General features: G+C 64.4%; 26 protein-coding genes. 14 read left to right on the top strand and 12 right to left on the bottom strand.

What is annotated here, in order from left to right:
- The first annotated feature begins 222 nt into the window (after positions 1-222).
- Both ACVENA_RS01145 and ACVENA_RS01150 read left to right on the top strand, forming a co-directional pair.
- A complete protein-coding gene (locus ACVENA_RS01145; RefSeq protein WP_449327299.1) occupies positions 223-1,824 on the top strand; it encodes a phosphoenolpyruvate carboxykinase in 1,602 nt (533 codons plus the stop codon).
- Between the two features lie 49 nt (positions 1,825-1,873).
- The gene (locus ACVENA_RS01150; protein WP_449327300.1) at positions 1,874-2,320 is read left to right on the top strand and encodes a hypothetical protein; all 447 of its coding nucleotides are present in this window, start codon (positions 1,874-1,876) and stop codon (positions 2,318-2,320) included.
- 99 nt (positions 2,321-2,419) lie between these two features.
- Here ACVENA_RS01150 and ACVENA_RS01155 read toward each other — a convergent pair whose 3' ends face one another.
- Together ACVENA_RS01155 and ACVENA_RS01160 are read right to left on the bottom strand one after the other, a co-directional pair.
- Positions 2,420-4,246, bottom strand: coding sequence for a DUF885 domain-containing protein (locus tag ACVENA_RS01155; RefSeq protein WP_449328876.1), 1,827 nt, complete (start codon positions 4,244-4,246; stop codon positions 2,420-2,422).
- Between the two features lie 144 nt (positions 4,247-4,390).
- Positions 4,391-4,786, bottom strand: a complete 396-nt coding sequence (locus ACVENA_RS01160; protein ID WP_449327301.1) for a DUF3597 domain-containing protein — start codon at positions 4,784-4,786, stop codon at positions 4,391-4,393.
- A 173-nt stretch (positions 4,787-4,959) separates the two neighbouring features.
- Between ACVENA_RS01160 and ACVENA_RS01165 the strand changes: the two genes are divergently transcribed.
- Entirely contained in the window at positions 4,960-5,571 is a 612-nt protein-coding gene (locus tag ACVENA_RS01165; protein WP_297664495.1) for a DUF937 domain-containing protein, read from the top strand.
- A 135-nt stretch (positions 5,572-5,706) separates the two neighbouring features.
- On the opposite strand, the gene ACVENA_RS01170 is transcribed toward ACVENA_RS01165, so the two are convergent.
- The 3 genes from ACVENA_RS01170 to rplU form a co-directional block, all read right to left on the bottom strand.
- Positions 5,707-6,303 (bottom strand): GNAT family N-acetyltransferase, encoded by a 597-nt coding sequence (locus ACVENA_RS01170; RefSeq protein ID WP_449327302.1) that lies wholly within the window; start codon positions 6,301-6,303, stop codon positions 5,707-5,709.
- Positions 6,304-6,541: 238 nt separating this feature from the next.
- Positions 6,542-6,811 carry a 50S ribosomal protein L27 gene (gene rpmA, locus ACVENA_RS01175; protein WP_257547606.1) on the bottom strand — a complete coding sequence of 90 codons (270 nt, stop codon included), beginning with the start codon at positions 6,809-6,811 and terminating at the stop codon, positions 6,542-6,544.
- 47 nt (positions 6,812-6,858) lie between these two features.
- Positions 6,859-7,326: a 50S ribosomal protein L21 gene (gene rplU / locus ACVENA_RS01180; RefSeq protein ID WP_449327303.1), complete on the bottom strand. Its 468-nt coding sequence runs from the start codon at positions 7,324-7,326 to the stop codon at positions 6,859-6,861.
- A gap of 228 nt (positions 7,327-7,554) precedes the next feature.
- Between rplU and ACVENA_RS01185 the strand changes: the two genes are divergently transcribed.
- Positions 7,555-8,073, top strand: coding sequence for a hypothetical protein (locus ACVENA_RS01185; RefSeq protein WP_449327304.1), 519 nt, complete (start codon positions 7,555-7,557; stop codon positions 8,071-8,073).
- 120 nt (positions 8,074-8,193) lie between these two features.
- Here the strand turns inward: ACVENA_RS01185 and pspF are convergent, their stop codons facing one another.
- Complete coding sequence (gene pspF / locus ACVENA_RS01190; protein WP_449327305.1) at positions 8,194-9,222, bottom strand: phage shock protein operon transcriptional activator; 1,029 nt, start codon at positions 9,220-9,222, stop codon at positions 8,194-8,196.
- 176 nt (positions 9,223-9,398) lie between these two features.
- Here pspF and ACVENA_RS01195 point away from each other — a divergent pair, with 176 nt between their 5' ends.
- From ACVENA_RS01195 to ACVENA_RS01235, 9 genes are all read left to right on the top strand, one after another.
- Complete coding sequence (locus tag ACVENA_RS01195; protein WP_257547615.1) at positions 9,399-9,539, top strand: hypothetical protein; 141 nt, start codon at positions 9,399-9,401, stop codon at positions 9,537-9,539.
- Positions 9,540-9,625: 86 nt separating this feature from the next.
- Entirely contained in the window at positions 9,626-10,288 is a 663-nt protein-coding gene (gene pspA, locus ACVENA_RS01200) for a phage shock protein PspA (RefSeq protein ID WP_257547617.1), read from the top strand.
- 12 nt (positions 10,289-10,300) lie between these two features.
- Positions 10,301-10,579, top strand: a complete 279-nt coding sequence (pspB, locus tag ACVENA_RS01205) for an envelope stress response membrane protein PspB (protein ID WP_257547619.1) — start codon at positions 10,301-10,303, stop codon at positions 10,577-10,579.
- Position 10,580: 1 nt separating this feature from the next.
- Positions 10,581-10,961: an envelope stress response membrane protein PspC gene (pspC, locus tag ACVENA_RS01210; RefSeq protein WP_054731198.1), complete on the top strand. Its 381-nt coding sequence runs from the start codon at positions 10,581-10,583 to the stop codon at positions 10,959-10,961.
- Between the two features lie 48 nt (positions 10,962-11,009).
- Positions 11,010-11,309: a hypothetical protein gene (locus ACVENA_RS01215; RefSeq protein ID WP_257547627.1), complete on the top strand. Its 300-nt coding sequence runs from the start codon at positions 11,010-11,012 to the stop codon at positions 11,307-11,309.
- Between the two features lie 14 nt (positions 11,310-11,323).
- Positions 11,324-11,641 carry a hypothetical protein gene (locus ACVENA_RS01220; protein ID WP_257547629.1) on the top strand — a complete coding sequence of 106 codons (318 nt, stop codon included), beginning with the start codon at positions 11,324-11,326 and terminating at the stop codon, positions 11,639-11,641.
- Positions 11,642-11,653: 12 nt separating this feature from the next.
- On the top strand, positions 11,654-11,902 hold the full coding sequence (locus ACVENA_RS01225; protein ID WP_257547631.1) for a hypothetical protein: 249 nt from the start codon (positions 11,654-11,656) through the stop codon (positions 11,900-11,902).
- Between the two features lie 31 nt (positions 11,903-11,933).
- Complete coding sequence (locus tag ACVENA_RS01230) at positions 11,934-12,203, top strand: hypothetical protein (RefSeq protein ID WP_449327306.1); 270 nt, start codon at positions 11,934-11,936, stop codon at positions 12,201-12,203.
- 26 nt (positions 12,204-12,229) lie between these two features.
- Positions 12,230-12,484 (top strand): hypothetical protein, encoded by a 255-nt coding sequence (locus tag ACVENA_RS01235; RefSeq protein WP_257547635.1) that lies wholly within the window; start codon positions 12,230-12,232, stop codon positions 12,482-12,484.
- A 123-nt stretch (positions 12,485-12,607) separates the two neighbouring features.
- Here the strand turns inward: ACVENA_RS01235 and ACVENA_RS01240 are convergent, their stop codons facing one another.
- Positions 12,608-12,892, bottom strand: a complete 285-nt coding sequence (locus ACVENA_RS01240) for a hypothetical protein (protein ID WP_449327307.1) — start codon at positions 12,890-12,892, stop codon at positions 12,608-12,610.
- 286 nt (positions 12,893-13,178) lie between these two features.
- On the opposite strand from ACVENA_RS01240, the gene ACVENA_RS01245 reads away from it, so the two are divergent.
- Positions 13,179-13,589, top strand: a complete 411-nt coding sequence (locus tag ACVENA_RS01245; protein WP_449327308.1) for a SufE family protein — start codon at positions 13,179-13,181, stop codon at positions 13,587-13,589.
- Positions 13,590-13,699: 110 nt separating this feature from the next.
- Here the strand turns inward: ACVENA_RS01245 and ACVENA_RS01250 are convergent, their stop codons facing one another.
- The 5 genes from ACVENA_RS01250 to fdxA all read right to left on the bottom strand — a co-directional run bounded on the left by ACVENA_RS01250 (position 13,700) and on the right by fdxA (position 20,785).
- On the bottom strand, positions 13,700-17,146 hold the full coding sequence (locus tag ACVENA_RS01250) for a TonB-dependent receptor (RefSeq protein ID WP_449327309.1): 3,447 nt from the start codon (positions 17,144-17,146) through the stop codon (positions 13,700-13,702).
- 309 nt (positions 17,147-17,455) lie between these two features.
- Complete coding sequence (clpX, locus tag ACVENA_RS01255; RefSeq protein WP_257547641.1) at positions 17,456-18,727, bottom strand: ATP-dependent Clp protease ATP-binding subunit ClpX; 1,272 nt, start codon at positions 18,725-18,727, stop codon at positions 17,456-17,458.
- A gap of 270 nt (positions 18,728-18,997) precedes the next feature.
- Entirely contained in the window at positions 18,998-19,648 is a 651-nt protein-coding gene (locus ACVENA_RS01260; protein WP_449327310.1) for an ATP-dependent Clp protease proteolytic subunit, read from the bottom strand.
- Between the two features lie 403 nt (positions 19,649-20,051).
- Entirely contained in the window at positions 20,052-20,276 is a 225-nt protein-coding gene (locus ACVENA_RS01265) for a hypothetical protein (protein ID WP_449327311.1), read from the bottom strand.
- 170 nt (positions 20,277-20,446) lie between these two features.
- Complete coding sequence (fdxA, locus tag ACVENA_RS01270) at positions 20,447-20,785, bottom strand: ferredoxin FdxA (RefSeq protein WP_449327312.1); 339 nt, start codon at positions 20,783-20,785, stop codon at positions 20,447-20,449.
- Positions 20,786-20,867 lie beyond the last annotated feature (82 nt).

Raw genomic sequence — 20,867 nt, forward strand, 5'->3', positions numbered from 1 at the left:
GCGGTTCAACTAGCCGATCTGCCGCCCAGCGACAACCGCGCACGGCTGGCCCGCGATTCACCCTTTAATCTTTTGACCTGTCTTCGCATCGTCGCTAACGCGATCGGGATTTCGGAATCGGCGCTTCCGTCGGCACCCATGCAAATGCGGGCCTATCCATTAGCACGCTAAGCATTGCATAGGTATGCAACGATGCCGCCGGACAATGGAGAGGCGAAGGCAATGACCAAGATTGCGATCGGTACCGACACCGTCGAGACGAAGGCGGATGTGGCCGAAAACTGGGATACGGCGCGGCTGGTGGAGGATGCGATCCGCCATGGCGAAGGCCTGCTCGCCAAGGATGGCCCGCTCGTCGTCGAAACCGGCAAGCACACCGGGCGCAGCGCCAAGGACAAGTTCATCGTCCAGGACGATGAAACGCGCAATACCATCTGGTGGGGCAAGACCAATGTCGCGATGACCCCCGATCATTTCGCGGCGCTGAAGGCCGACTTCCTCGCGCATCTCGCCAGCCGCGAGCGCCTCTATCGCCAGCAGCTCTTCGGCGGCTCGCAGCCCGAGCACCGCGTCCAGGTTCAGGTCGTTACCGAACTCGCCTGGCACAGCCAGTTCATCCGCACGCTGCTGGTGCGTCCGACCGCTGAAGAACTGGCGGCGTTCGCGGCCGAATATACGATCATCGACCTGCCGAGCTTCCGCGCCGACCCCGCAAAGCACGGCACGCGGAGCGAGACCGTGGTCGCGGTCAATTTTGCCGAAAAGCTCGTGCTGATCGGGGGCACCGCCTACGCCGGCGAGATGAAGAAGTCGGTATTCGGCATCCTCAACTATCTTCTGCCCGTCGACGGCGTGATGCCGATGCACTGTTCGGCGAACATCGGGCCCGAGGGCGATACCGCGGTCTTCTTCGGCCTGTCGGGCACCGGCAAGACGACGCTGTCGGCCGACGCCTCGCGCACGCTGATCGGCGATGACGAGCATGGCTGGTCGGACACCGCGGTCTTCAACTTCGAGGGCGGCTGCTATGCCAAGATGATCCGCCTGTCCGAAGAGGCGGAGCCCGAAATCTATGCGACCACCCGCCGCTTCGGCACGGTGCTCGAAAATGTCGTGATCGATCCCGCGACGCGCGAACTCGACCTCGACGACAACGGCCTCGCCGAAAATACCCGCGGCGCCTATCCGATCGACTTCATCCCGAATGCGTCGGAAGCGAATATGGGGCCGGTGCCGCGCACCGTGATCATGCTGACTGCCGATGCGTTCGGTGTGCTGCCCCCGATCGCCAAGCTGACCCCCGATCAGGCGATGTATCATTTCCTGTCGGGCTATACCGCGAAGGTCGCGGGGACCGAGATCGGCGTGACCGAGCCCGAAGCGACTTTCTCGACCTGTTTCGGCGCGCCCTTCATGCCGCGTCACCCGTCGGTCTACGGCAATCTGCTCAAGGAACGCATCGCCAAAGGCGGCGTCCAGTGCTGGCTCGTCAACACTGGCTGGACCGGCGGCATGGCGACGATGGACGGGATCAAGCGGATGCCGATCAAGGCCACGCGCGCTTTGCTGAATGCCGCGCTCGACGGCAGCCTGAACGATGTTGAATTCCGCAAGGATCCGAATTTCGGCTTCCTCGTTCCGGTCGCGGTGCCGGGCGTCGACACGGCGCTGCTCGACCCGCGCGAAGCGTGGGCCGACAAGGCCGCCTATGACCGCACCGCCGAGGCGCTGGTGCAGCAATTCATCGACAATTTCGCGCAATTCGCGGACCATGTCGACGAAGGCGTCCGGCAAGCCGCGCCGCAGGCGCCCGTCGCCGCATAATCGACCCGGCTATCTTCCGGGTGGCCGTTCACCCGGAAGGACCGGACCGATGACCACCGACCATAGTCCGCGCCTGTTCGGGCGCGACGAAGACATAAGCGCGATCGGTGAAGGCCTGCTCGCCTGCACGCTTCCGCGTGCGGCATGGACGCATGAGGCGCATCTGGGTGCGTGCCTTTGGCTGCTCAGCGAGCGCCCCGACATCGATATCGATGCCGAGATTGCGGGACTTATTCGCCGCTTCAACGAAAGCGTCGGCGGGGTGAATGATGATCGCCAAGGCTATCACGACAGCGTCACCCGCGCCTATGTCGCGGGGGTGCGCCTTTTTCTGTCGGAGACGGCGGAGACGGGGCTGGCGGCGCGCGTCAATGCGCTGCTGCAGTCCGACATGGGGCGGCGCGACTGGCCGCTGCGTTTCTACAGCCGCGACCTGCTCTTCTCGGTCGCAGCGCGACGGGGGTTCGTGGAACCGGATCTTGGGCCTTTGCCCTAGACCGTCCTTGCGAGGAACCGAAGGCGACGCGGCAATCCAGAGCAGGCGTAAACCGCTCTGGATTGCGTCGCTTCGCTCGCAATGACAGAGGCTTGAAACTTAGCTCTTTGCCCCCGCGATATATTCGTCGACATTCTGCGCCAGCACGTCGAGCGGGACGTTACCGCCTTTGACCACTATGTCGTCGAAATCGCGCAGATCGTATTTCGCGCCCAGCGCCGCCTCGGCGCGGCCGCGCTGGCGGACGATCTCGCTGTGACCGACCTTGTAGCCGCAGGCCTGACCGACCCAGCTGCAATAGCGGTCGACCTCGCTCGCGACCTCGAGCGGGTTCGATCCGTTCTGATGCACGAAGAAATCGACCCCCTGTTCGCGGGTCCAGCGCTTCGCATGAATGCCGGTATCGACGACGAGGCGGCAGGCGCGAAAGGCGAGCGACTGGAGATAGCCGAGCCGTCCGACCTCGAAATCGTCGTAGAGGCCAAGCTCGTCGGCGAGCTGCTCGGCATAGAGCGCCCAGCCTTCCGAATAGGCGTTGAACGCCAGCATCGTGCGGATCAGCGGCATCTTGTTCGCATATTCGCCCTGCCAGACATGCCCCGGAATCGCTTCGTGCATCGCCAGATCAGGAAGCGAATATTTGCTGTGCAGATCGGTGGTGCGCAGGTTGATCCAGAAACGGCCTGGCGTGCTGCCGTCGATCGAGCCGGCACCGCCATAGGCCGCGGGCGCGCCGGGTTCTTCGGCCAGCGGCAGGCGCTTCACTTCGACATTGCCCTTCACCAGCGTGCGGAACGCGCGGGGGAGCTGCGCGCGGATCTTGCCGAGCCACGTCTGGATATAGGCGACGATCTCGGCGCGGCCCGCGTCGCTCTCGGGGAATTGGAAGCGCGGATCCTTGGCAAGTTCGATCATCCGGGCGCCGACCGAGCCCTTGGTATAGCCCAGCTTCTGGAGGATGGGGTCCATCCGTCCGTGCAGCTCGGCGAGCTGGTCGAGCCCCATCGCATGAACCTCCTCGGGGGTCATGCGCGTCGTCGTCGAAGCGCGCAGCGCCCAGGCGTAGAATGCATCGCCGTGCGGGCGCGCCCACATGCCCGCGTCCATCGTCGCTTTCGGGCGCTGCGCCCTGAGTTCGGCGAGCTGGCGGTCGAGCGCGGCGGTGATCGGGCCCTGCACGATCTTCGCCGCGCGCGCGTGCCAGTCGCCCGCGATCTTTTCCTCGCCGGTGCGGCGGGCGAGGCTTTCGACCATCGACCCGCCCGCTTTCGCGTCGGCGAGCGTCGCCTCCATCTGCTTCACCGCCTTGTCGATCAGGAAGGCAGGGGCGATCAGCCCCTGACCGGCGGCGGATTTCAGCCGGTCGGTCTCGCCGTCGAGCACGCCCGGGAAATCATTGAGGCGCGCGAGATAGGCTTCGGCATCGGCCGACGTCTTCACCGGATGGTCGCTGTCGAGGAACTTCGGCACGTCGAGATAGGCTCCGACATTCTGGATCACCACATAAGGCGTGTTGCGCCAACCGCCGACCGCGACGTCGCCATAGGGTTGCGCGAAGCCGTCGAGCGCGACGCTGTACGCGCTGTCGACGACCGCGAGGCTGGTGCGCGTCGCGTGATCGAGCCCGTCGCCCTTGAACGCGCGGACGCGCGCGAGATCGGCCTTCAGCGTGTCGGCGACGGCCTGCATCCCGGCCGCCGAGCGGTCGCCGAGCTGGCCGCGCATCGCCGCGCGCGCGCCGGTGTCGATGCCGAGCGCGGTCGCGCCTTCGGGCGAGAGGGCGAGCAGATTGTCGGCGACCGAATCGAGCAGCTTTGCGGCGTCGCTCTGCGGCGGGGCCTGCAAGGCCGCGGCGGGACCGGCGATGGCGAAACCGGCGGCGCCGGCGCCGAGAGTCGCGAGCGACTGACGGCGGCTGAGGGGCATGGAAAGCGGATGGTGCACGGTCGGTCTCCCTGGCGACTTCGTTTCTGTTGAAACCTGTCTAGGGGACACGGCGCGCCGGTCAACGAAAAGGGGTCGGGCGAGCTTCCGCTCGTCCGACCCCCATCGAAAAATATCTGCCGTTTGTCAGTCGGTCAGGTCGGCGGGCACCTTGCCGCCGTTCGCGGCGAGCTCGCGCATCACCGCCTTATGCAGCCAGATGTTCATCTCGGCGCTGCCGTCGAGCGCGCCGGCATAGCCGAGCTCCTGCGCGAGCGACTTGCGGTTGTCGAGGCTCGAATCGATGCCGAGCAGCTTCATCAGGTCGACGATCGAGGTCCGCCAGTTGAGCGCCTGGCCGGCGTTCGCGGCCTCGGCGGTCAGGATGGCGTCGACATCGACGGGAGCGGCTGCGGCCGCCGCCATGGCGCTCGTCGCGGCGTCGAGCGCGGCGCCGACGGGGTTGGGCGCTGCAGGGGTGGCGGGTTCGGCAGCCTGCGCCTTGCCGAAGATCGCGTCCTTGATCTTGCCGAAAATGCTCATTTATTTGCTCCCACTAAGATGCGCGGCCATTCGCCGAGGGCGAGTCGCATGGCCGCAGGATGGACCTAGGCAGTTGAAAATGACAGCGAAATGAACGTCTCGTTCTTCGCTCGCTGCCGGACTATGATAACGCCGTCCGGCGCGTTTCGATCCCGCGCCGAAGTGGGAGATTGATGATGAATCTGACCGATATATTGGCGCAGGCCGGTGGCATTGAATCGATGGCGAGCCAGCTCGGCGTGTCGCCCACGGTCGCGAAGCAGGGGGCCGAGGCGCTGCTGCCCGCGATCCTCGGCGGTTTTAAGACGCAAGCGCAGAACGCCGGCGGGGTCGAGGGTCTGGGCGGCCTGCTCGGCCAGCTCGGCGGCGGCGGTCTGCTCGACGCGGTGCTCGGGTCGCAGGCGACGCCGGTGCAGGCGGGCAACGATGTGCTCGGCCAGATTTTCGGGTCGAAGGATGTCAGCCGCACCGTCGCCGATCATGCCGCGGGGCAGACCGGGCTCGATTCGGGGCTGCTCAAGCAGATGCTGCCGATCCTCGCGATGATGGTCGCGGGCTATATGGCCAAGCAGGGCGGCCAGCAGAGCGGCGGCGGAGGCCTCGGCGACCTGATCGGCGGCGCGCTCGGCGGCGGCGGATCGGGCGGCGGCCTTGGCGGTATGCTGGGCAGCGTGCTCGGCGGCAGCGGCGGCGGCTTGGGTGGTCTCGGCAAGATGCTCGACATGGACGGCGACGGCAATCCGCTCGACGACATCATCGGCATGGCGGGGAAATTGAGGGGGTAGAGCGAAGCCCCCTCCCGCAAGCGGGAGGGGCAGCGAGACTTGCCAGCTTGCTGGCTAGTCGCAGCGGGGTGGGCTTATGGGGCGCCCGCCGCTGGCCCACCCCCCGGCCCCCTCCCGCTTGCGGGAGGGGAGGAGTCACGCCGCCATCAGGCGGATATCCTCGCGGAAATCCTCGTCGCCGCAGATGCGGCCGCGCATGGGGGTGACGGCATTGCTCCCGTCACCATCGCCTTCCTCGAACAGCGCGCACGCCGCCTCGCCGCCGCGCGCGACGCTGTAGCGCCGCGTGACCTTGCCGGTTGGTCGGAACCCCAGCTTGCGCAGCACCGCGCCCGACGCGGGATTGTCGACGAAGTGGCCCGCGCCGAGCTTCGGGAGGTTCATCGCGCGAGCGATGCGGACGAGCTGGCGTCCCGCCTCGGTTGCGAAGCCGAGCCCCCAATAAGGGCGCGCGATCCAGTAACCCATTTCGAGGCCGCCTTCGGGGCTCGGCGAAATGCCGCAGCCGCCGACGAGGCGCGGAGCGCCGCCGGTACGCGCGAAGATCAGGAAGCGCGGCTGGTCGGGGTCGAGGGGAAGGCTCAGGAACGCCTGCGCTTCCTCCTCGCCATAGGGCCAGGGCGCGCGCGACAGATTGCGCACGACCGCTTCCTCACCGATCGCACGCGCGAGGGCGGGGGCGTCTTCCTGCCAGCCGGGCCGCAGCAACAGTCTTTCGGTACGCGCGAACATATTCTCACTCCCATTTGCCTGTCGCCGTGGCGCCAGATGGTGACGCTTTGACGACATTCGATAGTGAGGGAGATGGATGGCCCTGTTTTCGCGCCGGAAATTCGGGGTGCCGATTTCGGGCAAGAAAAAAGGGAGTCCGGGGCGACCCGTCTCCCTCTTTTCGAACCTTGTTTCCGCCGGGGGCGGAAAGGACAGTTCCGGGTCGTCCCTTGGATGGACGACCCTGGAAAGATCGTCCTTATTCGGCGGCTTCCGCCATGGCGTCGACCGACACATATTTGCGGCCAAGCTTGCCGTCGTGGAATCGGACGCGGCCGTCGGTGGTGGCGAACAGGGTGTGATCCTTGCCCATGCCGACATTGACGCCCGGATAGACCTTGGTGCCGCGCTGGCGCACGATGATGTTGCCGCCGATCACTTCCTGACCGCCGAACTTCTTGACGCCAAGGCGCTTGGCTTGCGAGTCGCGACCGTTGCGCGACGAACCGCCTGCTTTCTTATGTGCCATGACCTAAACTCCTATTCTCTTCCGGGGGCCGAGCCGCGTTGCCGCGCTCAGGCTTCCTTCTTGGGGGCTGCCTTCTTGGCAGCGGGCTTCTTTTCGGCGGCTTCGGCCTTGGGGGCGGCGGCCTTCTTCGGTGCAGCAGCCTTCTTCTCGGCGGCGGGAGCAGCGGCGGCTTCGTCGGCCTTCGGCGCGGCTTCCTTCTTCGGGGCGGCCTTCTTGGCGTCGCCGACGGCGAGGATGCGCAGCAGCGTCAGCGACTGGCGATGGCCGTTGCGGCGGCGATAATTGTGCCGGCGGCGCTTCTTGAAGACGATGACCTTTTCGCCGCGGGTCTGGGCGATGATCTCGGCCGAGACGGCCAGACCCTTCGCATCCTTCACCTCACCGCCGTCGCCGGCCAGCAGGACGTCACCCAGCGACACGGTGTCGCCGGCTTCACCCTCGATCTTCTCGACGGCGATCTTGTCTCCGGCGGCAACGCGATACTGCTTTCCGCCCGTGCGCACGATTGCGAACATGGTCTTCCATCCAATCAGAAACTAAAACACCCGCGCTGCCGGTCACCCGCCAAGGCAGGCGAATTTTCCAGCAAGCGGGAAAGACCGCGCCACTAGCGTTATGGGCGCAAGCTGTCAACCGCATATTCCCGTGGTTTTCAAGGAAAAGCACGGGGTGGGCTGCGGCGTTGCACTCCCACCCGATTCGGCACTTGCTGCAACGCCTGCGGCCCCATATCAGGAGGCACGATGAAGCGCGCCTCTCTTTTTTCGTCGGCGATCGCCGCCCTTTCGCTGACCGCCTGCGCGGGCGGGGTGAGTGGTGAGGCGGCGCCATCGCTCGCGCACCGGGCGGTCGAGGGGCGATTCAACGTCGCGCCGCCTTCGGTGGGCGTGACGCCGCCGGGGCCGCTTCCCGCCGACCTCGCCGGTCGTCTCGCGCGGTGGGATTCGGATGCCGCGGCGGCGCAGCAGGCTTTCGCCGCCGAGCGCGGCAATGCCGCGTCGCTCGTCTCCGCCGCCGCCGGCGCGCCGGTCGCGAGCGAGCGCTGGGTCGTCGCGCAGCAGGCGATTTCGCGCCTGATCGCGGCGCGCGCGCCGCTGACCGGAGCGCTCGCCGACATCGACCGCCTCTATCTCGACCGCAGCATCGACGCGGCGGTCGACGGGCTTCCCGACATCTATGCGCTGCGCGACCGGCTCGCCGATACGGCGTCGGCGCAGGATGCGGTGATTCAGGCGCTGAGCCGGCAGTTGCCGGGGGAATAGGGTCGCCCAATCGTCCGTTCGTGCTGAGCTTGTCGAAGCACCGTCCTTGTTGCCGCATCAGAAACAAGAACAGCCCTTCGACAAGCTCAGGGCGAACGGTGTTTGGTTTTCGGTTAGACCTTACTGATTCAACCCGTGCTTCTTCAGCGCATGGCGAATCTGGTCGTAGCTTAGTCCCAGCGCCTCGGCCGCGACCTTCTGATTGTAGCGGCAGCGCGCCATCGTGTCGGCGAGGATCTGCTTCTCATAGCCGTCGACTGCCGCGCGCAGGTCGTTCACCGGGCCGGACGGCGTGGCGGGCGCTGCGGCGGCATCGGCCATCGCCGACGGGGCGGGGGCCTCCGTCCCGGCTTCGGACTTTCGTGCCACCGGTTGCCAGGGGCTCGCGAACGGATCGAAGGTCAGCGCGTCGACCGGCCGTTCGGGGTCGGCCCAGCGATAGATGGCACGCTCGATGACGTTGCGGAGTTCGCGGACATTGCCCGGCCAGTCGTGCCCCTCCATCGCCGCGAGCGCGCGCGGGCCGAAGCCGGGCCATTCGTCCCAGCCGAGCACCGCCGCCATGCGTTGGCCGAAATAGGTTGCGAGCACTTCGATGTCGCCTTCGCGCGCGCGCAGCGGGGGCAGGGTGATGACCTCGAACGACAGCCGGTCGAGCAGGTCGGCGCGGAAGCGGTTCTGTTCGACCAGCGCGGGCAGGTGCTCGTTGGTCGCGGCGACGATGCGGACATCGACGCGGGTCGGGCGCGATGCGCCGACGCGGGTGATCTCGCCATATTCGACCGCGCGCAGCAATCGCTCCTGCGCGCCGCTCGACATCGTCGCGAGTTCGTCGAGGAACAAGGTGCCGCCGTCGGCCTCTTCGAAGCGGCCGGCGCGGCTGCGCGTCGCGCCGGTGAAGGCACCCGCTTCGTGCCCGAATAGTTCGGCCTCGATCAGCGTTTCGGGCATCGCGGCGCAGTTCAGGATGACATAGGGCTTGTCCCAGCGCGCCGACAGGCGGTGCAGGCGCTCGGCGATCAGTTCCTTGCCGGTGCCGCGCTCGCCGATGACGAGGACAGGGCGGTCGAGCGTCGCCGCCTGGCTCGCGCGTTCGACCGCGTCCTGAAAGGCCGCCGATTGGCCGATGAACTGCGTTTCGCGTTCCATTCCCAATCATTGGCAAAATTTCCCGTTGATTGGCAAGTCAAATCGATGTTCGGGTCTATTTGCGAATGAAGTTAGGCGCTTTTCCGCCCCTTTCGGCAATTGGCACGCCTTCTGCAAAGTATTCGACGAACCGGCGCAAAACGCTCCGGTGCAGCGAAAAACAGGAAGGTTGACCCATGAAGACGAATTTTGCCCAGGCCGCCACCTTCGCGCTCAGCGCGCTCGGAGCGCTGGCCATTTTCGTCGGCGTGATCGACCAGCCGAAGCTCGGTTACGATGCCGCTGCAGCCACCCCGGCGGTCAGCCAACTGGCCTGACCGACACGCTGGTGCCGGGGCACTCTCCCCCCTTGCCCCGCCCCGGCACCAGTATTTTAGGACCAAGTTCGACAGGAGTTTCACACATGGGTATTTTCTCACGCACCCGCGACATCATCGCCGCCAACGTCACCGATTTGCTCGACCGCGCGGAAGATCCCGAAAAGATGATCCGCCAGATCATCTTCGAGATGAACGAGACGCTCGTCGAAGTCCGCGCCTCCGCCGCCCGCACGATCGCGGACCAGAAGGAAATGCGCCGCCACATCGCCAAGCTCGAAAGCCTGCAGGACAGCTGGAAGGAAAAGGCCGAACTCGCGCTGTCGAAGGACCGCGAGGACCTCGCCACCGCCGCGCTCGTCGAAAAGCAGAAGGCCGGCGACATGGCCGAGAAGCTGAAGGCCGAGATCGCCGTCCTCGACGACGCGCTCCAGGGCTATGAAAACGACATCGCCAAGCTGCAGAAGAAACTGAGCGAAGCCCGCGCGCGCCAGTCGAGCGTCGTCAATCGCCTCGAAAGCGCCGAAAATCGCTATCGCCTGCGCGAGATGACCAACGGCGACCGCGTCGAGGATGCCTTCTCGCGCTTCGAGATCCTCGAACGCCGCGTCGATGAGGCCGAAGGCCGTGCCGATGCGCTGGGCCTCGGCTACAAGAAGTCGCTCGACGAGGAGATCGCCGAGCTGCAGGCCGCCGACAAGGTCGCCGACGAGCTCGCCGCGCTGAAGGCCGCGCAGGGCAAGAAATAAGGAGCCGGACCGATGGAAGAGATCATCATCGTCCCGATCGTCATCGGCACCCTCTTCCTCGGTCTGCCCTGGCTGATCCTCCACTACATCACCAAGTGGAAGCAGGCCAAGACGCTGACCGGAGAGGACGAGCAACTGCTCGACGAACTGTACGACACGGCGCGCCGGCTCGAGAACCGCCTGCACACCGTCGAACGCATCATCAGCGCCGACCATCCTGACTTCCGCCCTGCGGTAAGGAGCGATGAAGAACTGGCGCAACTCGAAAACAATATCAGCCGGAGGAACTGAGATGTCTGCCAGCCGCACCAAATTCTATCTCGACAAGCAGAACGCCAAATGGAGCGGCGTGTGCGCGGGGATCGCGGACTATAGCGGGATCGACGTCCTGTGGGTGCGCGTCGGCGCGGTGCTGCTGACCCTGATGGGCGGCTTCCCGTGGACGCTGATCGCCTATTGGATGGTTGCCTGGATGGGAACGCCCAAACCCTTCGCGCTCTATGGCTCGAACGAGGAAGCGAAGTTCTGGCAGGGCGTGCGCTCGAACCCCAGCGCCTCGACCCGCGACATCCGCTCGCGCTTCCGCGACATCGACCGCCGGCTCGCCGACATCGAACTCTACTACACCAGCCACAACCGCCGCCTCGCCGACGAAATCGACGCGCTTCGCTGATCGGGGCGCCGACCGGGCAGGCGGAAACGCAACAGGGAGACAAGATATATGAACTTCGGTGGCCCCCTCTTCGTCCTGACCATCGTCGCTTTGTCGATCGGCGGCTGGATGTTCACCACCTGGGTCCGCGCCAAGCACGGCTATCCCGTCGAGAATGAATGGGGTGGCACGGTTCATCGAACCGACGCCGACGCTGATCGAAAAATTGCGCTGCTGACCGATGACAACGCCAAGCTCGCGGGCCAGATCGGCCGGCTGGAGGAGCGTATCTCGGTGCTCGAACGCATCGCGACCGAAAACCACGGCCAGGCCGCGCAGCTCGCCGACCAGATCGACCGCCTGCGCTGACTAAGGAAAAGATCATGAATCTCGATATTCTGACCGCCATCGCTCCCGTCGTCGCCATCATCGGCGTGGCCGGGGTCGCCGGCTGGGTCTTTACCACCTGGCTGCGGATCAAGAACGGCTATCCGCTCGACGGCGCCTGGGGACAGGCGGTCTATCCCAAGACCAGCGACGAGACGGTCGAGCGCGTCAAGCTGATCAGCCAGGAAAATGCCCAGCTTCGCGCCGAACTCGGCTCGGTCAAGGATCGCCTCGCGGTGATCGAGCGCATCGTCACCGATGAAGGCCACCGGCTGAGCCACGAGATCGAGGCGCTGCGGCGCCCCGCGAACTGAGGAGACGCAATCATGGGTGACACCATCTGGATCCTCGTGCCGCTTGCGCCCTTCCTGCTCGTCGGCTTCATCTTCTGGTCGAAGCATCAGCAGAAGATGATCGAGAAGCAGTCCGAACTGACCGCCGAAAAGGCCGCGCAATATGCGGCGCAGACCGAACGGCTGGAGGCGCGCGTCCGCGTCCTCGAACGCATCGTCACCGACAAGGGCGTCGATGTCGCCGAAGAAATCGAAAAGCTGCGCGACGCGCCGCTGAACTGAACAACGATAAGAAAGAAGAGAAGGATTCCCCATGAACCCCTTTGAAATGGTCATCGGCATCGTCCTGATCGTGACGATCGGCAGCGTCCTTCGCGCCCGCCACGGCGTCCGCCGCGACCGCCACGGCAATGAATATTTCGTCGGCAATGCGGGCAACGAGGCCGAGACCAAGGCGCTGCAGGCCGAGATTCGCGCGCTCAAGGAGCGTATCCAGGTGCTCGAACGCATCGCCACCGACGCCAACCGGGCGGCCAGTCTCGATGAGGAAATCGAGAAACTGCGCGACCGCTCGCACCCGTGAAGACGTGACGGAGAAGGAGCCGAGACATGGTCCCCATTGCTTCCGACCTCGCCAATAATCTGGTTACCGCCGCGGTGGCGCTGAGCGCGCTGACCATCATCAGCCTCGCCGCGCTGCGCGGTTGGCGCGACTGGATCCAGTTCAAGCGCGAAGAACTCGCCGCCGGCCATGTCGCCGCGCAGGATCCCGGGGTGCCGCACGCCGGGTCGCGGATCGAGATCGCCGACCTCAAGGAGCGCCTGCGCAAGCTCGAAGCGATTGCGGCGGGGGTCGATCTCTGATGGAAAAAATAACGCAAGCCTGAATCGCACCCAAGGGATCGCGCCCATTTTCTGGGCGCGATCCCTTGGAGTCGGCACGCCGACCCGCGCAGGCGGGTGAGCGATACCGCGATGGGTAAGCGGTCAGCCCTTGCAGGCCTGCTTGGTCTTGTTACCCGCCAGCGAGCAATCATAGGTGACGGTCTTGCCATTGCTGAGCTTGGCCCTGACCATGCGGCCGCCCGACCGGGCGGGAGTCGCCCGCGCGGGGGTTGCGCGGGCCGGGGTCGCGGCGAGTTTGGCCGCAGGCTTCGCTTGAGCGCGCGTCGCGGGCTTGGCGGCCGGCTTGGCCGCCAGCTTGGTCGCGGGCTTGCTGGTGGTCGTCGATGCCGACGGCGTCGATGCGAAAACTGGGGTGCCGATCATCATGACCGATGCAAGGCCAAGTCCCACGAGTGTATGAAAGCGTGCCATATTCTTCACTCCAAAGATCCGAAGTCGGAAAATTCCGAAGTTCTTGGCAAAACCTGAGACTATATCGCCGTGAACCGCCCCTCTTTGCGCCCGGCCGCCCGGCCAGGGCGTGGCGGCGCCGTGACAATGTCGTAATCTTCGCGTGGGCTTCCGGAAGCCCCAGCATGACGGGGCGGTTCGCGGCGGCCCGCGTCGCGCCGGGCTCTTTCCACTGGACGCCAAACATGCGAGGGGCGCCGTCATGCGCAGCCTCTCCGACATCTTCGACGAATATGATTTTCTCGACGGCGACGATCGCTATCGCCTGCTGATCGAACTCGGTCGCGAACTGGAGCCTATGCCCGACGCGCTCAAGACCGACGTGACGCGGGTAGCGGGCTGCTCGGCGAGCGTCTGGGTCTATCCGGTGCCGCAGGATGATGGCCGGCTCCATTTCCTCGCCGACAGCAATGCCGCGATCACCAAGGGGATCGTTGCACTCGTCCTCGCCGCGGTGCAGGACAGGCCGGCGGCCGAGGTCGCGGCGATGGACGTCACCGCCGCGCTCGCTCCCTTCGACCTGACGCGCCAGCTTTCGTCGAACCGCACCCAGGGCGTGCCGAACATGATCGCGCTGGTCCGGGACACGGCACGCCGGATTGCGGCGGGTTAGAACGAGACTTCAAGGCATCGGCGGCGATCACCCGCCATTTCATCCTCGGACAAAGAAAAGGGGCGCGGGAGTTTCCTCCCGCGCCCCGATTTCCTTATCCTGATCGAGGATCAGAACTCGTAGGAGACGCCGATCTTCAGGCGCCACACCGACGACGACACGTTGATGCCGTTATCCGCAGCGATGCTGTCGACACCGTTGAAGCCGGAGATGACGTAGCGGCCCTGCGAGTCGAAGCCAGCCGACGCGATGTCCTGCAGCCCCGCGAAGTTGCGGCGGTGCTGGACGTTCCAGCTCTTGTCGAGGAAGTTCAGGAAATTGTCCATCGTCGCATAGAGCTTGATCTTGTCGTCGCGGCCGAACAAGCGGCCCGGACCGGGGATTTCCTGCGAGAAGGACAGATCCATGTCGAAATACCAGTCATTCGAACAGGTATTCCGCGGGATCGTCTTGCCGATATATTTCTTCGCGCAGCCCAGACCGCTCGCGAAAGCGACGAGATCCTTCACCGCCGTCATGTTCGACGACGGCGAGATGTTCGGATCGTCGATCCCGGTCGGCAGATAGGCGAGCGCATTGTCACTGCCCGACACGCTGTCGTTGAAGAGGCCGCCGCCGCTGAACGTCAGGCTGTACGGACGGCCCGAGCGTGCCACGAAGCTGATTGCGAAGCGTGTCGACAGATCGTTGAAGAACTCCTCGCGGAATGCGAGGCGCGTCGAGATGTTGTGACGGCTTTCGTAGAAGCTGCGCGATGCACCCGGATTCTGGCGATCGAAGGCGGCGACATAGTCGTAGTTCGACCCCGCCGTCGAGTTGTACATGCTCCGCCGATCCTGCGAGTCGGTGTAGGCATAGCCGAAGTTGAAATCGACACTGCCATTCTCGGTGAACAGCCCGCCGTTGAAGGTCTTCGACAGGATGATCGACGCATTGTGGCTACGATAACCGGCGCTGTTGGTCAGCTGCAGCTCGTCGTCGCGGCTGGTGTTGAAGCAGACCGCATTGACGTCCTCATACACCGGAGCCGGATTCAGGCCGACGAGCTTTGCCGTGCAGCCAGCGACGTTCGGGTCGATCGCGCGATAGATCGGGCGACCGTCGATCATGTAGCCGTTGAGACCCAACGCCGGATTCACCGTCTGCGACAGGTCGACCAGCGTCAGCGGATTGCGATATTTGCTGTAGATATAGTCGAGGTTGAGGTTCCAGCCGCTGAAGAAGCCCGACGAGGCGAAGTTCAGTTCGGACTGGAAGCCGATATTGGCGCGCAGCACCGTCGGCATCTTGATGTCCGGGCTGATCGACTGGGTGTCGCCCAGACCGCGTGCAGCCGTGGAGATGCCGGCGGCCTGGATGCAGGTCGGCACCCCGGTGAACTGGCCACCCGACAGAACGCTGATCTGGCCCGTCGGGCAATTGGACGATCCCGTATTGCCTTCGTTGAAGCCGCGGCCGTCGTTCTGGAAGGCGTTGCCGAACCAGACCACCGGATCACCGCCCGAGAAGATGCCGACGCCGGCGCTGAGCTTCGGCCGCCCGAACACCGCGAAATCGTCCATGTCATAGGTCAGCGCGAGGCGCGGCATGACGACCGGCGCCAGATTGCTGAATCCGGTGGTGTTCGGGATGCCGTAGCGCTGCGCGAAGACCGGATTGTAGCGCGGATTGCCGCCGTCGTACCAGTCGGTGCGCACGCCGATCACCGCGTTCAGGCGATCGGAGATTTCCCAATCGTCCTGCGCGAAGATCGAGTAGATGCTGCGCGTGAACGCCGCGGCGGCATCGTTGATGTCGCCCGTCGACGAGAAGTTGCCGAACGCGCCATAGGTACAGCCGTTAACGACGTTGATGGGCGTGGTCGAGTTGGTGACCGACGTACAGGTCCCGTTGCCGGGAACCGTGCCCGGCGAGAGCAGGCCCGCGCGCAGATCGTCGATGTTGCGGAAGACCAGCGTGCCGGTTGCATTCTGGACGAACAGGTTGAACAGGTTGGCGCGGTTGAGTTCGGCGCCGACCTTCAGCGTGTGCGAACCGGCAACCAGCTTCGCGACCGCGCGATACTGGTCGATGTCGGTGCGAAGGTCATTCGCCGAGCGCGAGGTGCCCGGGCCCGCCAGCACGGAGCCGTCGATCCCGGTGGGATTGTCGATGCCGACGATGATGCGCGGGATCGGGTTCGCCGACTGGGCTTCGCCGCCGCCGACCGGATCCTGACGGTCGCGGACCTCCGAACGCGAATAGCGCAGTTCGGTCGAGAAATTATCGGTCCACTGCGAATAGAGGCGACCCGAATAATAGTTCGACTTGGTGCCGCTGGTATAGAAGGTGTTGAGGCCGACGGCCTGCGGCGACGTGCCCGTGAACAGGTCATCGGCGCGTGTCGAGCCTTCCTCGAGCCGCTGATAGGTCAACTCGAGGCGATGATTGTCGGTGATCTGCCAGTCGAGGCGGCCGAAATAACGGTCGTTGGTATAGGGACGATTGGTGACGAGTGGGCCGGTGTCCACACCGTAGGTGTTCTTCAGAATGCCGGAGATTTCGTTGAACTGATCGACGGTGATGCCGGTCTGTTCATTGGCATAGCCGCCGCCGACCGGACCGTCGTCCTGCGACTGGCCAGCTTCCTGATGCTCATAGGCGCCGAAAATGAACAGGCGATCCTTGATGATCGGCGCGCCGGCCCACAGGCCCCAGCGCTTTTCGGGCTTGACCGGCGGCAGCTTGTCGATGCCGGGCAGCGAGTCGCCGCGCATGCCGTTGTCCGAATATTCGAAGAAACCGCCGAAATGATAGTCGTTCGTACCCGACTTGGTCACGACGTTGATCGCACAGCCGGTGAACGAGCCATAGTCGACGTCGAACGGCGCGAACTGCACCTGTGTTTCGCGGACCGCGTCATAGGGGATCGGGGTCGAGCTGCGCGACGAGAAGCCGGTGTCATTGAGGCCGTAGACGTCGCCCTGGCTGATGCCGTCGACGGTGAAGGCGTTGCCGCGGTCGTTGCCGCCGAGGCACGAGATGCGGTCCTGGCCCGAGCCGCCGTCGTCGCGGTCGAGGCTGACGCGTGGATCGAGGCGGATGATGTCGCGGACGTCGCGGTTGAACGACGGGGCGCTTTCGAGCACTTCGGTGGTGAAGCTGTTGCCCGGGCCGACTGCGAGCTGGGTCACGCGGACGCGGGTGCCGGTGACGACGATTTCACCGCCGCCCGACGACAGCGAGAAGGCGAGGTCGGTGTTGCCCTGCAGCGAGGTGTAGATGTCCTGCAGCGTCTGGCCTTCGAAGCTGTCGGCGGTGACCGAGACGCTGTAAGGGCCGCCGGTGACCAGGCCGGTCGCGACGAAGCGGCCGTCTGCGCCGGTGGTGAAGGTGCGCGCGGCGCCGGTGCGCGTATCGGTGATGATGACCTTCGCGCCCGCAATGGCGCCGCCATTGTCGTCGCTGACCTGGCCCTGGATGCCGGTGGTGATCTGTTGCGCCTGCGCCGGAGCGGCGACGACGGTAGCGACGCTGATAGCCATCAGGCTAGCCGCGATCGAATAACGAAGTTTCATGTCAGGATGTCCCCTTTGGTAGCATTCGGCAGCCGCGCAACCTGGGCGCGCTTCACCTGCGAGCGCCCCTGAAGCCCGCATGTGGCACGATTGTGACAGCAATTGTGACAGTGCAAGCCGCGCTTGGGGAACGGGCGGGGCGGGCGGTAAAAAAACGCGAATTTGCGTCGGTCCGCCAAAGTTATCCACAAGGGCCGTTGCATTTTTTCGGGCGACTGTTGCTGCAATGCAACAAAACGGCGCCGCGCATTGCGCGCGACGCCGCTGATTTCAATCGGAATATAGGCCGCGACTCAGCGGCGCGCGCAATCAGGCCGCGTCGCCCGCGGCTTCCTTCGCCTTGTCGGCATAGACGCGCACCGGGTCCTTGCGGCCCTCGACGACATCCTTGTCGACGACGATCTCGACCACGTCGGTCAGGTCGGGCAGGTCGAACATCGTGTCGAGCAGGATCGCCTCGACGATCGAGCGCAGTCCGCGCGCGCCGGTCTTGCGTTCGATCGCCTTCTTGGCGACCGCGACCAGCGCGTCGTCGGTGAAGGTCAGCGCGACCTCCTCCAGATCGAACAGCTTCTTATACTGTTTGACCAGCGCATTCTTGGGCTCGCCCAAAATCTTGACCAGCGCGTCGACGTCGAGATCCTCGAGCGTCGCGATCACCGGCAGGCGGCCGACGAATTCGGGGATCAGGCCGAATTTCAGAAGATCCTCGGGCTCGATCTGCTTGAGCGTCTCGCCCGCGCGGCGTTCGTCGGGACCGGCGACATGCGCGCCGAAGCCGATCGACTTGCCCTGCAGGCGGTCGCCGATGATCTTTTCGAGGCCGGCGAAGGCGCCGCCCGCGATGAACAGGATGTTCGTCGTGTCAACCTGCAGGAATTCCTGCTGCGGATGCTTGCGGCCGCCCTGCGGCGGAACGCTCGCGGTCGTGCCTTCCATCAGCTTGAGCAGCGCCTGCTGCACGCCTTCGCCCGACACGTCGCGGGTGATCGAGGGATTCTCCGCCTTGCGGCTGATCTTGTCGATCTCGTCGATATAGACGATGCCGCGCTGCGCCTTTTCGACATTATAGTCGCTGGCCTGAAGCAGCTTGAGGATGATGTTCTCGACATCCTCGCCGACATAGCCCGCCTCGGTCAGCGTCGTCGCGTCGGCCATGGTGAAGGGCACGTCGAGGAAGCGCGCGAGTGTTTGCGCGAGCAGGGTCTTGCCGCTGCCGGTCGGGCCGACGAGCAGGATGTTCGATTTCGCGAGCTCGACATCCTCGCCGCGTCCCGAGTTGGCGAGGCGCTTGTAATGGTTGTGGACCGCGACCGACAGGACGCGCTTCGCCTTGTTCTGGCCGATCACATAGGCGTCGAGATGCTGGCAGATTTCCAGCGGCGTCGGCACCGCGCCGTCCTTGCGCGCGGCGATCCCGCCCTTGATCTCTTCGCGGATGATGTCGTTGCAAAGCTCGACGCACTCGTCGCAGATGAACACGGTCGGACCCGCGATCAGCTTGCGGACTTCGTGCTGCGACTTGCCGCAGAAGGAGCAGTAGAGTGTGCTCTTGCTGTCCGAGCCGCTCAATTTCGTCATAAATCTTCCTCTGGCGGGCGCAAAAGGCGCGCTGCCGTCCTTATCCTAGCCCCCGGCCACCCAATTACAATATGGCAATTGGGTGACGCGGGTTCAATGTTCCGCCTAGCGCCAAGGCGTGGGGCGGGTGTCAAGAAACAGGGTTACCGCGCTTCTCAACTCGCGAACGGCTTCGAACAAAAAGATTATGTGTCCCCGCCTTCGCGGGAACACGCGGCCTTTCTTACGCAAAGCCGATCATGACCCAATCGGTGTCGTTCAAATCAGATGTCAGGGCGTCGGGCCTTCGCCGATTTCCTTGGGCGCTTCATCGCCTGGCAGCGCAGGGCGGCGGTCGTAGACATGGTCGACGAGACCGAAGGCCTTCGCCTCGTCGGCTTCGAGGAAGGTGTCGCGGTCCATCGCCTTTTCGATTTCTTTCAGCGACTTGCCGGTATATTGAACATAGAGGTCGTTCATCCGCTTGCGGATGCGCAGGATTTCCTTGGCCTGGATCTCGATGTCCGACGCCATGCCGCGCGCACCGCCCGACGGCTGGTGGACCATGACGCGCGCGTTGGTGAGCGCGACGCGCATCCCGGGCTCGCCCGCCGCGAGCAGGAAGCTGCCCATCGACGCCGCCTGGCCGATGCACACGGTGCCGACGCGCGGGCGGATATATTGCATCGTGTCGTGGATCGCCATGCCCGCCGTGACCACCCCGCCCGGCGAGTTGATATACATATAGATGTCCTTCTTCGGATTTTCCGATTCGAGGAACAAGAGCTGGGCGGTGATCAGCGAGGCCATATTATCCTCGACCTCGCCGGTGACGAAGACGATCCGTTCGCGCAGCAGGCGGGAGAAGATGTCGAAGCTGCGTTCGCCGCGGCTCGTCTGCTCGACGACGACGGGAACAAGGGCGGCGAGCGGGTCGATCATGCGAATTTTGTCCTTCGTTGTGGAGCGCCGCGCCGAGAACCGGCGGGCTGGCCCCTCGGGAACCCTACATCGGCGGCAAGGCGAAGGGTTTCAAGAGGGCAAATCGGGCCGAATGGTTCAGGAGGCGGATCGTTGACGTCCGCTTCTGAGGGGGAGGGGATGAAGAGGATGGCCCGCGGCATTTTTCCAAAGTTCAGGAAAGTTCAGCCTATTGCATTCCCCCGGCGTGGACCTCGCGGTGCGCTGAATGCGCCTGGCACGCCTTGTCGTTGCAGCCGAGCTGGACCGCCGCTTTTATCCACCGAATGAAAGAGCTGGATGAAAGCTGGCACAGCCGGACAATGTAGGAAAGGTATAATTGACGGCGGTGCCTGCTATTGGGTGGGCAGCGGACAGCCTGCTTTCAATAGGCTAAGGCTGATAATACTCCGTAGACAACTGCGGTGACTGAGACCAGCATTAAAGTCACAACGAACAACCAAAAGAGTTTTGGTTCCTGATTTCTACGGGTGCCGCCGCCGAAAGCAATGATCTCACCGTCCCATAATGACCACGCGGTCGTGGCGGCAAGCAACAATCCTAACACAATAAAGAAAGAATCATCATAAATCACGGCGGTGAACTCCACCGCGCAACCTATATCGCTCAATGCCGAAAGTCTGCAACTGAGAAACTAGTATGCGGTTCTAAACGTCTTGAATCGGTTGAAAGCCGCCCTTGCGAACCGTCGCCCCGGCCAAAAAGGAAAAAGGGGCGGGAATGACCCCGCCCCGATCGCTCATCGCTGGTTCCGCAACCTCAGTCGCCTTCGCCCGGCTCGGCCGAGAAATATTTGTCGAACTTGTCGTCGACGCCCTTATACTCGTCGGCGTCGGCGGGGCTGTCCTTCTTGACCGTGATGTTCGGCCATTCGGCGCTGAACTTGGCGTTGACTTCCAGCCATTTCTCAAGGCCGCTTTCGGTGTCGGGCAGGATCGCCTCGGCCGGGCATTCGGGCTCGCACACACCGCAGTCGATGCACTCGCTGGGGTTGATGACGAGCATATTCTCGCCCTCGTAGAAACAGTCGACCGGACAGACCTCGACGCAGTCCATATATTTGCACCGGATGCAGGCGTCGGTGACGACATAGGTCATGGATAGCGGCTCCCTTCGGGGGCGGCTTCCCGGCCGCCCGGACATTCATCGACCCGCCTCTAAGCCGCGCCAATGCAGCGCG

This window comes from Sphingopyxis sp. 550A (assembly GCF_053569535.1).